The following is a 19053-nucleotide window of genomic DNA, read 5'->3' on the forward strand; positions in this document are numbered from 1 at the left end:
CGGCGCGCGTCAGCGCACGATCTGGCTGGCTTCGTGCACCAGTTGCGCATACAGGGCATGGCGTTCGCGCCGGACACGTCCATCCGCGACCGCTTCGAGAATCGCGCAGCCCGGCTCCTGCAAGTGATGGCAGTTGTAGAAGCGGCAATTCGGCAGCAACGGCCGGAACTCGGGAAACGCGCGTTCGAGCCGGCCTTCGGTCAGATGATGCAGACCGAATTCCTGGAAGCCCGGCGAATCGATCAACGCACCGCCGTCGTTACCGGGCAGAGGGTAGAGACGCGTGAAGGTCGTGGTATGCCGGCCGCTGTTCAACGCGGTCGAGATTTCGCGCGTGGCGACTTCGGCATTCGGAATCAGCAGATTCACCAACGTCGATTTGCCCATGCCCGACTGGCCGAGCAACAGGGTTGAGTGACCGTGCAGATGTTCGGTCAACGCAGCACGTGCGGCGTCCGGCTGCGTCGTGATCGACACTTCGACCACGGTATAACCCAGCGCGCGATACGATTCGAGCCGCCTGCGCGCGCCTTCCAGCGCGCCCGTCACGTCGATCTTGTTCAGCACGATCAGCGGCTTCAACTCGTTCGCCTCCGCGGCGACCAGCGCGCGACCCAGCAGGTCTTCACTGAAGTGCGGTTCCGTGGCCAGCACGATCAGCAACTGATCGAGATTGGCGGCAAACAGCTTCGACTTGTACTGATCCGAGCGATACAGCAGATTGCGCCGTTCGCCAATCTCGACGATCACGCCCTGATCCGCCGAAGTCGGCTCGTAAATCACGCGATCGCCCACGGCCACTTCGCTGCGCTTGCCGCGCGGGAAGCACTGGAGCATCGGGCTGCCGTCTTCCGGTGCGACCAGGTAATGCCGCCCATGAGCGGCAATCACAAGGCCGCCTACGCGCGTGCTGGACGGCGCGCGCGGCGCTTTCGGGGAGCGGCTCATGCGTGCCGCAGCAGGCGGTCGATCCGCTGCGACGCCGGCGGATGCGAATAGTAGAACGCGGTGTAGAGCGGATCGGGCGTCAGTGTCGACGCGTTGTCCTCATACAGCTTGACGAGCGCATTGACCAGGTCTTGCGCGTCGGTTTGCGTTGCGGCGAACGCATCGGCTTCGAACTCGTGTTTGCGCGAGCTGAGGCTGCCGAGCGGCGTCACGAAGAACAGGAACACCGGCAGCGCGAGGAAGAACAGCACCAGCGCCAGGCCGCTATTGCCGCCGATCAGCGACGGCCGCACGCCGAGTCCTTCATAGAACCACACGCATTGCGTCAGCCATCCGAGCAGGGCGAGCATCACGAGGCTGATCGCGAACATGACGACCATCCGCTTGATCACGTGACGACGCTTGAAGTGACCGAGTTCGTGTGCGAGCACCGCTTCGATCTCGTTGCCCGACAGGCGCGCGAGCAGCGTATCGAAGAATACGATCCGCTTGGCCGCGCCGAAGCCGGTGAAATACGCGTTGCCGTGCGCCGAACGGCGGCTGCCGTCCATCACGAACAGGCCCTTGGCGGCGAACCCGCAGCGCTTCATCAGCGCCTCGATGCGGCTTTTCAAGGCTTCGTCCTTGAGCGGCTCGAACTTGTTGAAGAGCGGCGCGATAAACGAGGGATACAGCACCAGCACGAGCATCTGGAACGCGACCCAGACGATCCACGCCCACAGCCACCACAAGTTGCCGGCCTGGTTCATCAGCCACAGCACGACGAACAGCAGCGGCAGGCCGAATGCAGCGCCGAGCAGCACGCCTTTGAGGCGGTCGAGGAAGAAGATGCTCTTGCTCATCCGGTTGAAGCCGAAGCGTTGCTCGACGACGAACTGACGGTAGTACTCGAACGGCAGATCGATCACGCTGGTAATCGCGATCACCGCCGCGACCAGCGCGATCTGGCCGGCGTAGCCGCGGCCGAGCCAGTCGGAGATCGCCAGATCGAGCGCCTGCACGCCGCCCAGCAGCGTCAGCCCGATCAGCACGGCGGCGCCGACTATGATCTCGATCATCGTCAGACGCGTGCGTTCGACGGTGTAGTCCGCGGCGCGCTGGTGCGCGCTGAGCGCTATGGTGCCGGCAAACTGGCTCGGCACCTGCTCGCGATGGCCGGCGACGAAGCGGATCTGCCGCGACGCGAGCCACAGTTTGGTGCCGACCATTGCCACGACGGCGACGACGAACAGAACAGTGAAGTACAGGGTAGGCATCCGGGGATTCCGTGGTATCTATGCGAGAATTATATGTTTCTTCCCGCCTCGCGGCGGGGGGTAAGCCGAAACCCGGCCGAAACCCGGCCAAACCCCGGCTCGAACCGGCTCAAGCCGGCGCAAACCAATCTCATACGAACAATCGCCGCGGCAAGCGTGCTTCCAGCGAAGCCGTTTGCGCGGCCATCAGGGTTGCCTTCATGACTGACATCCTCGCCTCCACCGACCAGCCGCCGCTCGTGCGCAGCGACATGAATCTCGTCTGGCTGGACATGGAAATGACCGGCCTCGAGCCGGACACCGACCGCATCATCGAAATCGCAGTGGTGGTGACGAATTCGACGCTCGACAGGATGGTCGAGGGGCCGGTGCTGGCGATCCATCAGAGCGATGAGACGCTCGCCAAAATGGATCAGTGGAATCAGAACACGCATGGCCGCTCGGGCCTGATCGACCGGGTGAAGGCGTCGACGGTGAACGAAGCCGACGCCACTGAACAGATTCGCGACTTTCTTGGCGCTTATGTACCGCCTGGCAAATCGCCGATGTGCGGCAACTCGATCTGCCAGGACCGCCGCTTCATGGCGCGCTGGATGCCGGATCTGGAACGCTTCTTCCATTACCGCAATCTCGACGTCAGCACGCTGAAGGAACTGTGCCGCCGCTGGCAGCCGGCGATCTACAAGGGTTTCCAGAAACGCGCCTTGCATACGGCGCTGGCGGATATCCATGAATCGATCGACGAACTCAAGTACTACCGCGAGCACTTCCTGATTCCGGCAGCTTCTGCATCGCCGGCTGCGGAGTAACGCAGCCGCGGACTCGGCGGCGCTGACAGCGGAGTCACGCCGCTGACGCGGTTTCCAGCTCAATCCTGCCGAGGTGCGCGCACCGCGTTCTTCGGCCGGAACGCCTTCACTACGTCGGCGTTCGTTTCCACATACGGGCCGCCGATCAGGTCGATGCAATAGGGCACCGCGGCGAAAATTCCCGGCACTTTGACCGCGCCGCCTGCTTCGGCGTCGCGTAAGCCCTCCAGCGTTTCCTTGATCGATTTCGGTTGACCCGGCAGATTGATGATCAACGCCGCGCGGTCCGCGGTTTCGCGGATCACCGCCACCTGGCGCGACAGAATTGCCGTCGGCACGAAATTCAGGCTGATCTGGCGCATCTGCTCGCCGAAACCCGGCATTTCCTTCGTGGCCACCGCCAAAGTCGCTTCCGGCGTCACATCGCGGCGTGAGGGGCCGGTGCCACCGGTTGTCAACACCAGATCGCAGCCCACTTCGTCCACCAGTTCGATCAGCGTGGTGGAAATGGTGGGTGCGTCGTCCTGAATCAGGCGTGTTACCACCTGAAAAGGCGAAGTCAGGGCAGCGCGGAGCCATTCCTGCAGCGCCGGAATGCCTTTGTCCTCGTACACGCCGGTGGACGCGCGGTCGCTGATCGACACGAGGCCGATCACGATTTCGTCGGGATGCCGACGTCCCACCTTAGGCACGGGCTTATGCGTCGCGGTCGTCATCGTCGTCTTCCAGGCCTTCTTCAGCGTGGGAATCGGCGCCGGCAGACGGCCCATCCGCGTTCTTGATCCACTGGAACAGCTCGCGGAAATAGCGCGGCGGCTTGCTTTGCTGCGCTTCCTTGCGGGCGTTGCGGATCAGTGTGCGGCCCTGCTGCGGATCGGCATTCGGGTGCTGGCGGATGAATTCGGTCAGCGCGGCGTCGTCGGCGAGCAGTTTCTCGCGAGTGCGCTCGATCCAGTGCAGCTTGGCCGTTTCCGCCTTGTTGACGCCGTTATAGGTGTCGAGCGCGGTGCGCAGCGCGGCGGTTTCCTCGTCCAGCAGCGAGCGCATCACGCGCCCGACGTACTGCACCTGGCGGCGCTTGCCTTCGTGATCGGTGATGCGGCGCGCTTCGCGCACGGCGTCGTCGAGCTTTTCGGGCATCGGCATGCGCTTGAGCGCGTCTTTGGGCAGGGCGATCAGCGCCGAGCCCAGTTCCTGCAGCTCGTGCATTTCGCGCTTGAGCTGGGACTTGCTGGGACGGTCGTAGCCGTTCTCGTCGACTTCCGGCTCGGCGGATTCGATGGGTTGAATGCGGGTTTTGCGTGTCATACCGATATTGTAGCGTGCCGCGCACGCCGAACCTGCCGTGCTGCCGTGCACAAGGGCTCGCGCGCGAGGTTTTTGCGGGCGCGGCGCTGACGGCCGGCCGGGTAGCGCGGGCACGGCGTCGAGGTGGGGCGATGCCTTCGTTCAATCCGCGCATCCAGCGGCTGCGGCGATATTGAGCGGGCTGGCAGCGCAGACACGCGTCGCCGAGGCGGGCAAATGCGTTCGGCCAGCAGGCTCATCGAGCGAGCCCATCGAATGCCAGGTACAGCTTCGCGTACCTTGCTATGATCGCGGGAGGCGTAACCCCGCAAACGCGCACGCAAATGCACTTGTAAATGGCACTTGCAAATGCGTACGCACCGCGCGGCATGGGCGAACACACAGGGCCGCTCGGCCCCGAACAGGACGGCAACGACAATGGCAGCAGACATGGACGTCAAGCAGCGCTTTTTTCCGCACACCCAGGATGAACTGAAGGAAATCGCCTCGGACATCCTTCGTCACGCGAAGTCGCTCGGCGGTACCGACGCGGCGACCGAGATTTCCGAAGGCGACGGCCTGTCCGTCTCCGTGCGGCGCGGCGAAGTCGAGACGATCGAGCACAACCGCGACAAGATGGTCGGCGTGACGGTGTTCATCGGCAACAAGCGCGGCAACGCGAGCACCTCGGATTTTTCGTCGCAGGCATTGAAGGACACGGTGGCGGCGGCGTACAACATCGCGCGCTTCACGGCTGAAGACGACTGCGCGGGCCTCGCCGAAGCAGAATTGCTCGAAACCGCGCCGCGCGATCTCGATCTGTATCACCCGTGGAATCTGTCCGCGGACGAAGCGGTGGAAATCGCCCGCCGCTCGGAAGACGCCGCGTTCGCAACCGATCCGCAGATCAAGAACTCGGAAGGCGCGAGCGTCTCGGCGCAGCACTCGCAATTCGTGCTGGCTACGTCGCGTGGCTTCCTCGCCGGCTATCCGTACTCGCGCCACTACATCGCGTGCGCGCCGATCGCCGGCAGCGGCCGCAATATGCAACGCGACGACTGGTACACGTCGACCCGCAGCGCGGGCGACCTCGCCGATCCGGAAGCAGTGGGCCGCTACGCGGCGCAACGGGCGCTGTCGCGCATCGGCGCGCGCGGTCTCGACACGCGCAAGGTGCCGGTGCTGTTCGAAGCACCGCTCGCCGCCGGCATTCTCGGCGCGTTCGTTCAGGCAACGAGCGGCGGCGCGCTGTACCGCAAGACCTCGTTCCTCGTCGATAGTCTCGGCAAGCCGGTCTTCGCGCCGCACGTGCAGGTGGTTGAAGATCCGCACGTCGCGCGTGCCATGGGCAGTGCGCCGTTCGACGAAGAAGGCGTGCGTACGAAGCAGCGCTCGGTGGTGAAGGACGGCGTGGTGGAAGGCTATTTCCTCTCGACCTATTCGGCGCGCAAGCTCGGCATGCAGACCACCGGCAATGCCGGCGGCTCGCACAATCTCTCGCTGCGCAGCTCGAACACGCGCCCGGAAGACGACTTCGAAGAAATGCTGAAGAAGCTCGGCACGGGCCTGTTGCTGACCGAACTGATGGGGCAGGGCGTGAACTACGTGACGGGCGATTACTCGCGCGGCGCGTCGGGTTTCTGGGTCGAGAACGGCAAGATCCAGTATCCGGTCGAGGAAATTACCGTGGCGAGCACGTTGCAGGAGATGTTCCGCCATATCGTCGCGGTCGGTGCGGATACGATCACGCGCGGCACCAAGGAAACGGGCTCGGTGCTGATCGAACGGATGACGATTGCCGGGCAGTGAGCGGTTTGGCTAGCCGGGTGCGGACTGCTCGCAGACCGGTAGCCGCCGGATAGGGCGACAAGCGGCAAACGGGCAACAAGCCGCAAACAGAAACGCCACGCAAGCAACTGCGTGGCGTTTTTTCTTAGTGCGTGCGTTGTGGGCTGGTTGCCAATGTTCGACGCTTTGGATAGAGACATGAAGCCCGAACCCAAAGCCCGAAGGGCAAAGCCCAAACCGCCGCGCCCCCAGGCGCAGCGCAAAACCTCAACTACCCTTGCGCCTATAAGTCACGAACGCATAGTCGAAGTCATTCGGCGCGTCCGCGCGATGCGTCTCGTGCGCGACTTCTTCCCACTCGTTTTCATCGAGTTCGGGGAACGTGGCGTCGCCTTCGAAGTCGGCGGAAATTTCGGTGATGATCAGCTTGTCCGCCTGACGCAGGCCATCCGCATACAGCTGCGCGCCGCCGATCAGAAACGCCTCCGGCGCCTGGTCCTGAGCGGCGAGCGTCAGCGCGTCCTCGAGGGTGGTGGCCGCATCGCAGCCCTGAAAGCGCCGCGTGGCATCCCGTGTCACGACAATGTTGCGGCGTCCCGGCAACGGCCGGCCGATCGATTCATGCGTCTTGCGGCCCATGATGATGGGCGCGCCCATCGTGGTGCGCTTGAAGAACGCGAGGTCTTCGGGAAGTCGCCAGGGCAACTGGTTGTCGCGGCCGATCACGCCGTTATTGGCGCGAGCGACGATCAGGGTGAGCGTCGTCATCGAATGGAAAGGGGAACGTAACCGGGATGATTCTACCTGAGGCGCGAGCGCGAACCCCACGGTCGGCAGGACGGGCGCTAACCGGAGCGGTCGGCGCTGTAGCGCGACGAGCGTTCATGCGCTCGTTGGCCGCGCTAGCCCGTGCGGCCGCAGCAGCGGTACACCCACGGCGTCACACCAAGGCGGCACACCACGGCGGCACACCACGGCGGCACACCACGGCGGCACACCACGGCGGCACACCACAGCGCCACAACCCGCTGACACGCGGACCGCACCGTCACTTTTGCGAAGGTTCCTCAGCAGCGAACGATTCAAGCGACGCCTTCTCGTCAGCCGCACTCAGCTCCCGCAGTCCATGATGACCCATCAGCCGGTACAGCGTCACGCGCGAAATATTCAGATCCGCCGCCGCCTCGTTCAGCCGGTGACGATGCCGCAGCAGCGCCGCTTCGATCGCGCGCTTCTCGGCGGCTTCGCGCGCCTGCGAAAGGCTCATCGTCTGTTGCTCGGTGAACTGCGCGAGGTCCAGGTCATCAGCGGAAATCAGCTTGCTCTCCGCCATCACGATCGCACGGCGCACGCGGTTGATCAGCTCGCGCACATTGCCGGGCCAGCTGTAGCTATACAGCGCTTCGATCGCCGATGGCGTGAAGCCGCGGATCTTGCGCGCGCTATCGGTCTTGAACTTATGCAGAACGTGATGCGCGAGGATTTCGATATCCTTGCCGCGCGCCCGTAACGGTGGTTCGTCCACCCGCAGCACGCACAGGCGGTGAAACAGGTCGGCACGGAACTGCCCCTCGCGCATCGCGCCTTCAAGGTCGACGTGGGTAGCCGAAATGATTCGCACGTCGACCGGAATCGATTCGCGGCCGCCGAGACGTTCGATCTTGCCCTCCTGCAGAAACCGCAGCAGGCTCGCCTGGCTTTCCAACGGCAGATCGCCGATTTCGTCGAGCAGCAGCGTGCCGCCATCGGCCGCTTCGACCCGGCCGATCTTGCGCTGATTCGCGCCGGTGAACGCGCCGCGCTCATAACCGAATAGTTCGGATTGCAACAGATGGTGCGGAATCGCCCCGCAATTGATCGCGATGAACGGCGCCTTGCGGCGTGGCGAGCGTTCGTGAATCGCCAGCGCGGTGAGTTCCTTGCCGGTGCCTGACTCGCCGGAGATGAACACGCTCGCGTCGGTGTTCGCCACCTTGCGGATGGTGCGAAAGAGCTGCTGCATCGCCTCGCAGGTGCCGACCATTTCCTCGTCGCCGGACTCATTCACCTGCGCTGCGAGTTCCGGCTCGCCCAGCGTCGCCATGCCGAAGGCGTGACTGACCAGATAGTCGACCGTCGCGTTCGCCACCGGAATCTTCACGTAATCGAAGCAGTAATGGCGTACGAGACGTCGCGCCAGCGGATCGTTGAGTCTTTCGTTGGTGGCAAGCGCGATCCAGCCGACCTGCTGCTGCCGCAAACTCGCTTCGAGGCCACCCAGATCGCGCGGCGGAAAACTCGCCAGATCGACGATGCCGGCGCAGGCCGCGTCGGGCTTCACGAGTCTGCCGAGTTCATGCGCCGAGCGCGCCACCGCGACGTTCCAACCGCGGCTTCGCAGATGCGCGACGAGGGTATCGTCCGGTGTGCGCGCCACGTACAACAGCATGCGTGCGGCGCGCGCATGGGCGGACGGCGTAGCGCTCGCGCCCGCAGCCGGCGCACCGATCGAAACCACCGCCGCCACCGCGGCGCATTTCGTTACGGCTTCGACGGGGCGGTCCGCAGGCAGCGCGCGCGTCATATGCGATCCCGCTCCCGCCACCGAAGCAACACTGGTCAGATGAGGTGATTCACGCACGTTCGACCTCGTATCGTTGACACGTCTAATAAAACGCCCCAAGTTTGCTTGCCTGCTCGGGGGCCTGGCGCGAAGCGTCAGGTTTGGGAACACTCAAAATGTGTAGGGAAACCGCACGCCGACCACGAAGTTCGGCGCGTCCGGCGTCAAGCCGACGGAGACCGAGCCGTTGATGGTCAGGTGCTTGTTCACCACGTGGTTCAGGCCGAAATTCAGCGCCGCGGCCGTGGTTTCGCTGCCCGGCACCTTTTCATACGAACCGCCTGGCGCACGCGTCTTCGATTCGGGTTCGAGCGCCATCGTGTACGAGATGCTTGCCGAATCCTTGTCGGAGAACGCCAGCGCCACGCCGCCGCCGAATTGCACGATGTCGCCGAGCTTGACCGTCGCCGGCTGGGTTTGTCCCTGCACCGACGAAATATCCGCGAACGAGCGCGCAATGTTGTAGGTGTACGAAAGACTGCCGAACAGCACCACCGGGTCATAGGTCTTCAACAGCGAGATGCCGGCCGTGATGTTCCAGAAGCCGGTTCCGGTGGGCAGCTTGCTCGGCGCAACGAGGTTGGTATTGTCGTTGTCGACCTGAATCAGCTTGTCGCCGAACGGTGACGAACCGGTCGGCGCTTTGATGCGCAGGCTGCCGACCACGTCCGGCAGACTATTGGTCTCTTTCAGGAACTGGTAGTAGATCCCGAAGTTGACGTCGCCGATATCGCTGCCGTTCACCGACGCGTCCGACAACGTGCTCGCCGCACCGCCCGCGCCGCCGACGATGAAGTTGCTATGCCGGTAGATGTACGGCACGTCGACATCGATACTCATGCGGTCGGTCAGACCGTAGCGCGTATCGAGATCGGCCATCACCTGGTGCGACTTGGTCTCGCCCAGGTTGATGTTGCCGAGGAAAATCGCGTCGAGCGCGAGGAAGCCCGACAACTGTAGCTGACGACGATCGTAGTAGGTATCGCTGATGCCCCAGTCCATCGTCAGCTTGTGGTCGAAGAGCGGCGCATGTTCGCGCTGCACGACGGCTTCTTCGGCTTGAGTGCGCACCGGCTCGGCGGCTTTCTGGGTCTGGCCGATCGCGCCGCTGCCGTCGGTGGCGGCCGGCAAACCGCCTGCGTTGTTACCCGCATTGCTTTCCGGCGGCGGCGGATAGACAGGCACGCCGGTCGCCGTGCCCGTGTTGCCGCCCGTCGCGGGTGCGCCGGGACTGATCTGGGCAAGCGGCGGCAGCGGCACCGGCAGGCCATCGGCGCCGGGCTGTTCGGCCACGGTTTCGCTGCCTGCCGGCGCACCGTAGCCCGGCATGCCGCGGCCGCGCTGCGCCATTTCCAGATTGGTGACCTGCCGCTCGAGCGAATGAATTTGCCGCTGCTGCTCGTCGACTACCCGCATCAACGTATTGAGACGGTCCTCGACGGATTGTCCCGCGAGCGCTTGCGCGCTCGCCCCTTGCGAAAGTGCGAACAGCATGACGGCGGCCGGAATGGCCGCCAGTGCCATGCGCGGCACCTTTGTCGATGAAAAATTATTCATTTTGTGTTCCCCCGGTGTTCCTGCGGCGCGTCACCTGTCTCCCGGCGACGCGCTGCTGTATCAGTACTGCATGTGCTGCCTTGCGCGGGTGGCGGCCCGCAGGGTCATCTCCTTCATCTCCTGTTTTGCAGAGCTTGTAGTACGCCGAGCTGACGAATCATTGCCGCCGACATCTGCTGCGTCTGCAGATGCAACTGCAATGCGTTGGCGACTTGCTGGTTATTGCCTGCAATCTGCAGCAACTGGGCGATTTGCCCGTTGCCTGGCGTGATGGTCTGGGTAGCGAGCCCGGCCGGAGTCTGCAGCGCAACGTTGATACCGTTGCTGCCGAACGAGATGCCGGCTTTGATTGAGCCGGTCGAATTGCTGGCCGCTGCTGACGGGGCATTGGCGGTACCCGCCAGCGTCACGGCATTACTATTGAAATCAATCAGTGCGGAATTGGACCCGGCGTTCCGGTCGCCAGCCACTTGCGTGACCTGCGAAACGCCGTTGACCGAAATGCTTTGTCCGCCGTTTGCCTGTGCGTTGGGGTTGGCCCCGGAGTTGGCGCCGGAACTGCCGGGGCCGCCGCCAGTCACGCTTGCAAACGTGTTGACGCTGCTGCTCACCTGTCCGGCAGCGTTCTGTGCGGCAGCAAGCGTCCCTTGAGCGAGGGCGGTCACCCCGTTGGGCAATTGCCATTGCGAAATGACGTTCAGAACGAAGCCGGAAATCATCGTGGCGCCGGCATATTTGCCAGTCTGGTTGGCGAGAACATCGTCGTCCACCATTTGCACCTTGATGGCGGCGGAGTCGATGTCGTGAGCGGCGAGAAATTCGGGCACCGGCGGCGAGCCGGCGCCTTGTGATGCATAGGCGCTGCTGCTCAGGCCGCACATCGTGGTGCAGATTGCGAGGCCCAGCTGGGAAAGGTGGCGCTTCATGATGGGTCAGAACAGGTCTGCCTTGATCAAGCCGTATTCGACAAAGGGGGTCGCCGCCGTGCCGTTCGCCAGCGCGTTGGCGCGAAGCTTGAGCGCGAGCGACTCGTTGTCCTGCAACAGCGGTGAATCCTCCCTGAAGGGTTTGCCGAGGACCGCGAACACAAGGCCGTTCCAGGTTTTGGCGAAGTCCTCTTCGAGCACGATGCGATTGCCGAGCGCCGGATCCGCAATGAAGACGCGGCCATCCTGCGCATGTTTGACGATCACGAAATGCTCGTACCCGTCGATGTTCATCAGAACCATCACGGGGATTTGCAAGTGTTGGAGCGCGTCGGCGTTGACCCGGAAGCCACGGCCGCGCAAACCGATGGTCTCGACGAACTTCTTCATGTCGAGCATCGAGAAGCCATTTTTGACGACGACTTCGGGCGTCGAGAAAACCATCATCCGGCGGATCAGTTCGGTCTCCGGAATCTCGATGCCATAGCCGTATTTGAGGAGGGTAGCGAGCGCTGCCGCACCGCAGCTGTAATCGAACTGCTGGTTGACGATGTGGTTGTAGCGGATGTCCCGCATCGACCGCACCGTCTTGGTCAACGGAACGCCCACGAAAGTGGACGTGTCGATGCTCGCCTGTGCGTAGCTGTTACCGGCACACAGCGTGCAACCTGCCAGCGCTACAACGAACTGTAGCGCCGCGAACCCCTTGAACCGGGACATGCTGGTCTCCCGCTTATCCACGCGCCGGCCGCTTCTATGGCCGCCGGCGCGTGCCTCCCTCTGCTTCTAGGCTTCTTCTATCTGCCTGGCGCTTACTTGCCGTCTTACTTGCCGCCTTACTTGCCGCTGTTCAGCGCAGCGATTGCAAGGCCGTTGTGTTGCAGGTTGCCAGCGCCGCCGGCGATATTCACGCCGATGTTGCCGGATGCGTTAGCAAGCGAATTCGCACCCAGCATCGCGGTGCCCTGGAATTGACCCACGACCGTCATGCCGGCGGTTTGCGAGTTGTCATCCGTGGCGACCATGGCCGTCGTCAACGCGTTGGCCGGCTTCGTCGTCGTCACTGCACCGGCGAGGCTGTTGTTCTGCACGTTGCCGATACCCGAGGCGACGTTCACCCCGACATTGCCCGTCACGCCCGACAGCGAGCCATCCCCGATCGACGCATTCAGATTGAAGTTGTTGATATGGGCGGTCCCGCTGGACGATTGCGCGTTGAAGATCTGCGCATTGCCGAACACGTTGCCGATGTCGACGGAAGCGAGCGAGACGTCGTTGCTCTGGGCGTTGCTGATGCCTTCGGCGATGTTGATGCCGAGGTTGCCCGACACGCCGTTAGCCGCATTGTTGCCGGTGGTTGCGGTCAGCGTGCCCGCCTTTTGCGTGTCGATGTGCTCCGTCACCGAACCCTTGACCGTTACGTCCGTCGTGGCCAGCCTTGCGTCGATTCCAAAGGCTGCGGCATAAGCGTCTGTGGAGGACGACTTGCTGTTCGCGTAGCCGGAAGATTGTTCGCCGACCGCCACGAAGCCCGACCCTTGATTGGCGTTGTAACCCCACACCTTGCCTTGCCCGGATGCTTCCGTTGCTTCGAAGCCGCCGGCGAGGCCTGACGAGTTGGCGTAGCTCGATTCGTTATAGCCGGCGTGGAGTCCGCCGCTTGCATGGGCCGAGCCTTCACCGAAGAACGGGGTGTTGAAGCCCTGATAGTTGTAGCTGCCGCCGATCGAGCCGCCGGCTGCAATATGGCCGCCGGAATTCTGGCTGGTATGGCTGAAGCCGCCCGCAATGCCGGCTGCCTGCTGGCTGGTTTCATAGCCGCCGCCCTTCACCGAGCTGCTTTGATTGCCATACGCATAACCGGCCGAGGCTTGATAGCCTTGCGAACCGGACGTCGACGTCGAATGGCTTTGCGATAACACGGCGAAGGCCGAACCGCTGGCCTTGATCGACGACGAATTGTTGTTGACGCTTGTCGTCACCCGACCGGTCGTGTAGCTCTGCGCTTGCGGGTTGAGCGTCGCATTCACGGTGACCGACTGGTTATTGTTGATGACTGCGCCGGCCGTGCTGGACACGTGCACGCAACCGTACAGGCCGACCAGACCCTCGACGCCGACCGCTTCACCGACCAGCGTGGCATTGAACAGGTAGGCCTTTTGCGGTGCCGCGAACGCGCTGCTGGATGCGGCGACGAGGACGGCTGTAGCAATAAGAGTGCGCTTCATGATTCGCTCCGATACTTTAAGTGTGCTCAGTTAAAAAAAGTGCCCGCCGGGGGACGGAGCACAAAACTGTTTGCCGTGGCATTACCGGCGCCGGCTGTCTGGTTGATCTGCACGATCCCGTTGACGTTCCTGAAGGCATCGCTGGAGATGTTTGCCTCGCGTACGTTATGAACCCCGATTGATTGACCCAGACCTCCGTTTTTCGGGGCCGTCGCGGATAGCTCCCCATCCGAGACGGTCTCGACTCCGAGTGCAGCAGTACCCAACTGAGTGCTGTTGCGCTGCAGATTCCCTGCTCCGGCGGACTGGTTCACCAGCACCGCACCGGATGTATTCGAAAAAGCATTGGCTTCGATCGTCGCCCGCGCATTCGTGACCCTGGCGGCCACCGACGCGCTCTGCACGCTGGCGTTGTCGTTGCCGACCATGCCGCCGTTCGACACCGTGACCTGATTGAGTTGCGCGTTATTGATGCCGGCCGTTTCATTGACCGTGAACGCGCCGGTGACGCCGGCGCCCGCGCCCTTGCCGATCGTGGCGTCGGCGCCGACCGTCGGCACCGCCTGCGCGTGGGCATGGCTCGTCACGAGGGCCGCGCCGCTCAGGCAGACGCACAGCGCCGCATGCAGTGAACGGACTTTGAGCGCGCTCATTTCAGACCTCCGAGCGCACCGGAGAGCGCATTTGAAAGCGGCGCCAGCGAGCCCGTTACCGACGACGTGATGGTTCCGCCGATGCCCGGGCCCGGCATGCCGATGCCGCCGGCGTTCAGCGCGACGTTGTTGCCGGTCGCCTTGCCGCTCAGGATCTGCGTGACCGCCTGCATGCCGGTGCCGCCGAGCACGCCGCCTTGCGCAACACCACTCGACCCGTGCGCATTCGTCAGATCGGTATCGCCGACCAGTTGGGCGACGGCCGGATTGAAGCTATTGGCCGGGAAGGTGGTGGCGCGCACCGCGACCGGGTCCTCGCTGCGTGGCACCGGCACGAAGGCATCGCGCGGGGTGACCGTGCGCTCGACAATGATGTCGCCCGGATTGACGCTCTGCTGCGCGGCGGCGTGGACGGTAAAACACGCGCTCAGCAGGGCGACGAGGGTTGCGAGGGACACAGGCAACAGGGTGCGCGACGCCGCCAGCGGCTTGCGTGTGCCCGGCGTCCGGATGGAAGTAGTCATGTCGGTCCCTGCTCTCGTCTTGTTAGCGTGTGGTGCGTTGGGTACGCCACAGCTGCCGATTTGCATCACTAATTTGTTCGGGCTACTTTCTTTGGTAATTGGCGACGTTGCCCTGTGCAGCGCGCGCGGCGTCGACCGGAATCGGCATCGGCGAGGGCGGGGCGATCTCGTCCCACAACGTCACGTTGCTGCTGCCGCCGTTGCCGCGCATCAACTGCGGCGTCGCGGCCACCATCAACATGCCGACTGCGCCGCCGCGTTGCCGCGACAGCATCTGGTCGTCGAGGGAAATATCGTTCGCGGATGCAGCGTCGGCCGGGATGCTCAGTACGTCGCCGGCGAGCTGGCGAATTTCAGTGGGCGTAGCCGTCGTCGCCGTCGTGTCCGGCGAGGCCACCACTGCGGGCGTCGCGCTCGTGAGGGTGGCGGAGCCGGCATCGGCGGATTCGGCCATCGTGGTGGATTGCGTCAATGCGGATTCCTGTGCATTGACGCCGGCGGGCAGCACGATTAAAGCCACCGCGGCGGCGCAGAGCCCGGCGCACGGTGCAATGCTGCTCAGGCCGATGCGGAAAACGAGTCGCATGATGTCTCTCCTTGGTGCATGGCATTTAGCGAAACGTGTGCCATGAGTCGCAATCCATTGATGCATCTGGACGCGACCTGCGTACCTCGGAGTAACAGCGAAGAAATCAGACAAAAATGTTTCAACGCTGAAACGGGCGGCAGAAAATACCTATAATCCGTTAAATATGACGGTATGAACTACCTTGGGGTGAACGCCAGGAAAAGCGCTTCCACAATCGTTTTATTCATAGGTTGAATAAGTATTGATCGCCCGCTCGGCCTTGCTGGGCAAGGGGTCCCCGATTAAATTCGCATAATTGTTTGCCTGGCGGCGCGCGTATAGTAAGCTCTCGAAAACAGCTTCAGATTTAAAAAAAGCCCGCGAACGGGCCGTCTCAAACACACACGCCGCTTTCTTGGGGATCAGCTGTCCGCACGGAATGGAATGGCCGTTCGGTTTTTGCTATTTCGCGAATCCCGAACGAGTCAGCGTGTCTGAACTCCGGTTCAGGTGCGTGCGTCATCCTTAACGTTCGTTGACGAGAGGATCTGAATAATGGAACCCGCAACGCGGCAACTGATTTACGTTTCACGCGATCCGAGCGCGGAATTGAATACTCGGTTTCATCAGCGCGGCTGGCATGTCGAAGTCGTGGGGTCGGCGCGCGACGTCCGCCGTGCGGTTCGCGCCGGAATGGCGGCAGGTGGCCTGCTCGATCTGTCTAGCGATTTTCAGCCACACGAAATCGCCGCCTTCGAGTCCTGCCTGACCATGCCGAACGTCGGCTGGGTCGCGGCCACCATGCCCGGACAATTGCAGGACGCCGCCTTGCGCCGGCTCGTGCGGGACTATTGTTTCGACTATGTAACGGTGCCTTACTCGGGTGACAGGATCGTCGATTCGGTCGGTCATGCATACGGCATGGTCTCGTTGGGCGAGCCGGCCTCGCACGACGGATCGCAAGGCGCCGAAGGCGAAATGGTCGGTTCGTGCGACGCGATGCTCGCGCTGTTCCGTTCCATCCGCAAAGTGGCAATGACCGACGCGCCGGTGTTTATCTCGGGCGAATCGGGCACGGGCAAGGAATTGACCGCGGTGGCGATCCACGAACGCTCGGCGCGCCGCAATGCGCCTTTCGTGCCGATCAACTGCGGCGCGATTCCGCCGCATCTGCTGCAATCCGAACTATTTGGCTATGAGCGCGGCGCGTTCACCGGCGCCAATCAACGCAAGATCGGTCGCGTGGAAGCAGCCAACGGCGGCACCCTGTTTCTCGACGAAATCGGCGATCTGCCGCTCGAAAGCCAGGCGAGCCTGCTGCGCTTCCTGCAGGAACGTAAAGTGGAGCGGCTGGGCGGCCACGGTTCAATCGACGTCGACGTGCGCATCATCTCGGCAACCCACGTGGATATGACGTCCGCGATGATCGAAGGGCGGTTCCGCTCCGACCTGTATCACCGTCTGTGCGTGCTGCAAATCGACGAACCGCCGTTGCGGGCGCGTGGTAAGGATATCGAACTGCTTGCGCGGCACATGCTGGAACGTTTCAAGAAGGATGCAAGCCGCCGTCTGCGCGGTTTCGCGCCCGACGCGATCGCGGCGCTGCATAACTACGGCTGGCCGGGCAACGTGCGCGAGTTGATCAATCGCGTGCGGCGCGCCATCGTGATGTCGGAGGGGCGCGCGATTACGGCGCGTGATCTCGAATTGGCCGAATACGTGGAGATCGTGCCGGTGTCGCTCGCGCAGGCGCGCGAAGCGGCCGAACGTCAGGCAATCGAGCTCGCGCTTCTGCGTCATCGCGGCCGTCTCGGCGACGCCGCGCAGGAACTCGGTATTTCGCGCGTGACGCTATACCGTCTGTTGTGCTCACACGGCATGCGCCATATGGAAGGTGAACCGCTGGCCACGCCGCACGGCGATTTGCCGGCCTCGGTGCCGCATCTCTAGGCTGTATTTGTCGATCTGACCGATTTTAGTGGGCCCGAAAAGGCCGGCAGCAACTGCCGGTGGGCCTGCCATGGGCTTTGGACGGCGTTGATGACGCGGTCCGCGCGAGCCGGGTCCAGAGCGGCTTGATCTTCAATATTTTCTCCTCCGCGCGCCCGGGCCGGGCGCCGCCCGGCTGCGCTTGTTAAAATCGGGTTTTCCGCTCAATCTCCGTGGCGCCTGCTCCTGACCCAAGGGCGCGCCTCGTCGAAGGAACCCGCATGAAACAATACCTCGACCTCGTCCGCACGATTCTCGACACCGGCACGTGGCAGGAGAACCGCACCGGCATCCGCACCATCAGCATGCCGGGCGCCATGTTGCGCTTCGACCTCCAGCAGGGCTTTCCCGCGGTCACTACCAAAAAGCTGGCGTTCAAATCGGCGGTGGGCGAACTGGTCGGGTTTCTGCGCGCCTCGCGCAGCGCCGCGGATTTCCGCGACCTCGGCTGCAAGGTATGGGACGCCAACGCCAATCAGAATCCGCAGTGGCTCGCCAATCCGTATCGCGAGGGCCCGGACGATCTCGGCGACGTGTACGGCGTGCAGTGGCGCCAGTGGCCCGCCTACAAGGTGCTGGACGCCGGCGCAAGCGCGCAACTGGCTGACGCCACCGCGCGCGGCTTCCAAGTGGTGACGGAGTTCGAGGAAGACGGCAGCGCCAAGGTCCTGTTGTACAAGGCGATCGACCAGTTGCGGCAGTGTCTCGACACGATCATGCAGAACCCCGCCGACCGGCGAATTTTGTTTCATGCCTGGAACCCCGCCGTGCTGGACCAGATCGCGCTGCCGGCTTGCCACCTGCTTTATCAGTTCCTGCCGAACGTCGCGCGGCGTGAAATTTCGCTGTGTCTGTACATTCGCAGCAACGACGTCGGCCTCGGCACGCCGTTCAACCTGACCGAAGGCGCGGCGCTCTTGCATCTGGTCGGCCGGCTGACGGGTTATACGCCGCGGTGGTTCACTTACTTCATCGGCGACGCGCAAATTTTTCTGGAACCTAAAAAAGTAGCAACCTGCCACTGACTATACGTTTCAGCCTGTTTCTTCTTGGTATTTTTTCAAAAAGTACCATCTGATGTCCGCGCTTCGCTTCCCTCCCGCATCAACCCCAAAAATCGCTACTCGTCTTTCATATATGAAAGACTGCTACTCAACACCATCGGTTTTTCGAGCCTTACCTTACCACCACCGTTGTCATCAAGTAGGGGTGGGGGATAAAAACAGTAAATACGTAAAACATAATAGGACCGCCATCTACTTGGGCGGCGGCCCGGCATCGTAATATCGACCAACCGCATGGAGTCAGGAGAGAGCGAATGAGCAGGCTGTCCCAAGAGGGCTTGGAGAGGCTCAGGAATCTCGCAGCGGCACAGGTAGTCTGCGCGTGCGCGACCCATGCGAAGCGTGATTTTACATTTGAACCGACGACGGCTACTGAGACGGAACGCTGGCACGTGAATGTGGATGGGCGGGAATTCGAACTACTTTTGCGAGGCCCGAAGTTCTACGACACCCGCGCGAAGCGAGGCGGCGGTGGCGGAATCGACCTAGTGATGCACCTATATAGGTTGAATTTCAAGGAAGCTGTCGCTCTCTTGCAGACGGCGGGGTTTGACTGATGAGTAGCTCGGAGGTCGCAGAAGCTTCCGAAGCGACAACACAGCTCCCTCCGTTTCCCACGGGCAAATCTGCTGGGCGGTCGCGTGGATTTGGCCTGCCGATTTGAATTTTTCGCGTGAGGCACCTACCCTTGACTCTCGCAGCACATAGACTGCTGTCGGGGAATTTTCCCGCGAACCTGAGTTAAGCGCCTAGCGAGGTATGAGATGCGTGCCAATAGCCGTGACACGTTGGAGGTAGTTGCCGAGCAACTTGGGCACTGCAACACGACGATGACGGAATATTACCTCGCGGAG

At 62.8% G+C, this 19053-nt stretch carries 17 protein-coding genes and 1 pseudogene; 5 read left to right on the top strand and 13 right to left on the bottom strand.

The genetic code is table 11. The annotated features are described in order from the left end of the window. Nucleotides 1-9: 9 nt before the first annotated feature. Nucleotides 10-948, bottom strand: coding sequence for a ribosome small subunit-dependent GTPase A (gene rsgA / locus P0D84_RS04680; protein ID WP_408332872.1), 939 nt, complete (start codon nucleotides 946-948; stop codon nucleotides 10-12). Then, complete coding sequence (locus P0D84_RS04685) at nucleotides 945-2204, bottom strand: M48 family metallopeptidase (protein WP_408332875.1); 1260 nt, start codon at nucleotides 2202-2204, stop codon at nucleotides 945-947. Before P0D84_RS04685 ends, rsgA begins: the two co-directional genes overlap by 4 nt. A gap of 200 nt (nucleotides 2205-2404) precedes the next feature. On the opposite strand from P0D84_RS04685, the gene orn reads away from it, so the two are divergent. Next, nucleotides 2405-3013 carry an oligoribonuclease gene (gene orn, locus P0D84_RS04690; RefSeq protein ID WP_408332878.1) on the top strand — a complete coding sequence of 203 codons (609 nt, stop codon included), beginning with the start codon at nucleotides 2405-2407 and terminating at the stop codon, nucleotides 3011-3013. A gap of 59 nt (nucleotides 3014-3072) precedes the next feature. Here the strand turns inward: orn and mog are convergent, their stop codons facing one another. Together mog and yjgA are read right to left on the bottom strand one after the other, a co-directional pair. Beyond that, complete coding sequence (gene mog, locus P0D84_RS04695; protein WP_408332881.1) at nucleotides 3073-3729, bottom strand: molybdopterin adenylyltransferase; 657 nt, start codon at nucleotides 3727-3729, stop codon at nucleotides 3073-3075. Then, nucleotides 3710-4321 (bottom strand): ribosome biogenesis factor YjgA, encoded by a 612-nt coding sequence (gene yjgA / locus P0D84_RS04700; RefSeq protein ID WP_408339674.1) that lies wholly within the window; start codon nucleotides 4319-4321, stop codon nucleotides 3710-3712. Before yjgA ends, mog begins: the two co-directional genes overlap by 20 nt. Nucleotides 4322-4738: 417 nt before the next feature. Between yjgA and pmbA the strand changes: the two genes are divergently transcribed. After that, nucleotides 4739-6109 (top strand): metalloprotease PmbA, encoded by a 1371-nt coding sequence (pmbA, locus tag P0D84_RS04705; protein WP_408332884.1) that lies wholly within the window; start codon nucleotides 4739-4741, stop codon nucleotides 6107-6109. A 246-nt stretch (nucleotides 6110-6355) separates the two neighbouring features. On the opposite strand, the gene P0D84_RS04710 is transcribed toward pmbA, so the two are convergent. The 9 genes from P0D84_RS04710 to P0D84_RS04750 form a co-directional block, all read right to left on the bottom strand. Then, on the bottom strand, nucleotides 6356-6856 hold the full coding sequence (locus tag P0D84_RS04710) for a dihydrofolate reductase (protein ID WP_408332887.1): 501 nt from the start codon (nucleotides 6854-6856) through the stop codon (nucleotides 6356-6358). Between the two features lie 280 nt (nucleotides 6857-7136). Beyond that, the gene (locus P0D84_RS04715) at nucleotides 7137-8708 is read right to left on the bottom strand and encodes a sigma-54 dependent transcriptional regulator (RefSeq protein WP_408332890.1); all 1572 of its coding nucleotides are present in this window, start codon (nucleotides 8706-8708) and stop codon (nucleotides 7137-7139) included. Nucleotides 8709-8801: 93 nt separating this feature from the next. Beyond that, the gene (locus tag P0D84_RS04720; RefSeq protein ID WP_408332893.1) at nucleotides 8802-10247 is read right to left on the bottom strand and encodes a hypothetical protein; all 1446 of its coding nucleotides are present in this window, start codon (nucleotides 10245-10247) and stop codon (nucleotides 8802-8804) included. Between the two features lie 113 nt (nucleotides 10248-10360). After that, complete coding sequence (locus P0D84_RS04725; protein WP_408332896.1) at nucleotides 10361-11173, bottom strand: peptidase C39; 813 nt, start codon at nucleotides 11171-11173, stop codon at nucleotides 10361-10363. A gap of 6 nt (nucleotides 11174-11179) precedes the next feature. After that, complete coding sequence (locus tag P0D84_RS04730) at nucleotides 11180-11893, bottom strand: C39 family peptidase (protein ID WP_408332899.1); 714 nt, start codon at nucleotides 11891-11893, stop codon at nucleotides 11180-11182. 116 nt (nucleotides 11894-12009) lie between these two features. After that, nucleotides 12010-13401, bottom strand: coding sequence for a FapB/FapC family functional amyloid domain-containing protein (locus tag P0D84_RS04735; RefSeq protein ID WP_408332902.1), 1392 nt, complete (start codon nucleotides 13399-13401; stop codon nucleotides 12010-12012). Nucleotides 13402-13427: 26 nt separating this feature from the next. Then, nucleotides 13428-14054, bottom strand: coding sequence for a FapB/FapC family functional amyloid domain-containing protein (locus tag P0D84_RS04740; protein ID WP_408332905.1), 627 nt, complete (start codon nucleotides 14052-14054; stop codon nucleotides 13428-13430). Further along, a complete protein-coding gene (locus P0D84_RS04745) occupies nucleotides 14051-14578 on the bottom strand; it encodes a FapA family amyloid fibril periplasmic chaperone (protein WP_408332908.1) in 528 nt (175 codons plus the stop codon). The genes P0D84_RS04740 and P0D84_RS04745 overlap by 4 nt, the downstream gene beginning before the upstream one ends. An 82-nt stretch (nucleotides 14579-14660) precedes the next feature. Then, entirely contained in the window at nucleotides 14661-15164 is a 504-nt protein-coding gene (locus P0D84_RS04750) for a hypothetical protein (RefSeq protein WP_408332911.1), read from the bottom strand. Nucleotides 15165-15701: 537 nt separating this feature from the next. Between P0D84_RS04750 and P0D84_RS04755 the strand changes: the two genes are divergently transcribed. The 3 genes and pseudogenes from P0D84_RS04755 to P0D84_RS04765 all read left to right on the top strand — a co-directional run bounded on the left by P0D84_RS04755 (nucleotide 15702) and on the right by P0D84_RS04765 (nucleotide 18756). After that, a complete protein-coding gene (locus tag P0D84_RS04755; RefSeq protein WP_408332914.1) occupies nucleotides 15702-17096 on the top strand; it encodes a sigma-54 dependent transcriptional regulator in 1395 nt (464 codons plus the stop codon). Nucleotides 17097-17356: 260 nt separating this feature from the next. Beyond that, a pseudogene (locus P0D84_RS04760) lies at nucleotides 17357-18127 on the top strand (thymidylate synthase); the annotation flags it as partial. Nucleotides 18128-18453: 326 nt separating this feature from the next. Next, nucleotides 18454-18756, top strand: coding sequence for a hypothetical protein (locus P0D84_RS04765; protein ID WP_408332917.1), 303 nt, complete (start codon nucleotides 18454-18456; stop codon nucleotides 18754-18756). The last annotated feature ends 297 nt before the right edge of the window (nucleotides 18757-19053 follow it).

Source organism: Paraburkholderia sp. RL17-337-BIB-A (assembly GCF_046025895.1).
GTDB classification, from domain to species: Bacteria; Pseudomonadota; Gammaproteobacteria; order Burkholderiales; family Burkholderiaceae; genus Paraburkholderia; species Paraburkholderia fungorum_C.

Excerpts from the sequence above, each read along its gene's own strand:
- rsgA (WP_408332872.1), bottom strand. The coding sequence starts at position 948 with ATGAGCCGCTCCCCGAAAGCGCCGCGCGCGCCGTCCAGCACGCGCGTA.
- P0D84_RS04685 (WP_408332875.1), bottom strand. The coding sequence starts at position 2,204 with ATGCCTACCCTGTACTTCACTGTTCTGTTCGTCGTCGCCGTCGTGGCA.
- orn (WP_408332878.1), top strand. The coding sequence starts at position 2,405 with ATGACTGACATCCTCGCCTCCACCGACCAGCCGCCGCTCGTGCGCAGC.
- mog (WP_408332881.1), bottom strand. The coding sequence starts at position 3,729 with ATGACGACCGCGACGCATAAGCCCGTGCCTAAGGTGGGACGTCGGCAT.
- yjgA (WP_408339674.1), bottom strand. The coding sequence starts at position 4,321 with ATGACACGCAAAACCCGCATTCAACCCATCGAATCCGCCGAGCCGGAA.
- pmbA (WP_408332884.1), top strand. The coding sequence starts at position 4,739 with ATGGCAGCAGACATGGACGTCAAGCAGCGCTTTTTTCCGCACACCCAG.
- P0D84_RS04710 (WP_408332887.1), bottom strand. The coding sequence starts at position 6,856 with ATGACGACGCTCACCCTGATCGTCGCTCGCGCCAATAACGGCGTGATC.
- P0D84_RS04720 (WP_408332893.1), bottom strand. The coding sequence starts at position 10,247 with ATGAATAATTTTTCATCGACAAAGGTGCCGCGCATGGCACTGGCGGCC.
- P0D84_RS04725 (WP_408332896.1), bottom strand. The coding sequence starts at position 11,173 with ATGAAGCGCCACCTTTCCCAGCTGGGCCTCGCAATCTGCACCACGATG.
- P0D84_RS04730 (WP_408332899.1), bottom strand. The coding sequence starts at position 11,893 with ATGTCCCGGTTCAAGGGGTTCGCGGCGCTACAGTTCGTTGTAGCGCTG.
- P0D84_RS04735 (WP_408332902.1), bottom strand. The coding sequence starts at position 13,401 with ATGAAGCGCACTCTTATTGCTACAGCCGTCCTCGTCGCCGCATCCAGC.
- P0D84_RS04740 (WP_408332905.1), bottom strand. The coding sequence starts at position 14,054 with ATGAGCGCGCTCAAAGTCCGTTCACTGCATGCGGCGCTGTGCGTCTGC.
- P0D84_RS04745 (WP_408332908.1), bottom strand. The coding sequence starts at position 14,578 with ATGACTACTTCCATCCGGACGCCGGGCACACGCAAGCCGCTGGCGGCG.
- P0D84_RS04750 (WP_408332911.1), bottom strand. The coding sequence starts at position 15,164 with ATGCGACTCGTTTTCCGCATCGGCCTGAGCAGCATTGCACCGTGCGCC.
- P0D84_RS04755 (WP_408332914.1), top strand. The coding sequence starts at position 15,702 with ATGGAACCCGCAACGCGGCAACTGATTTACGTTTCACGCGATCCGAGC.
- P0D84_RS04765 (WP_408332917.1), top strand. The coding sequence starts at position 18,454 with ATGAGCAGGCTGTCCCAAGAGGGCTTGGAGAGGCTCAGGAATCTCGCA.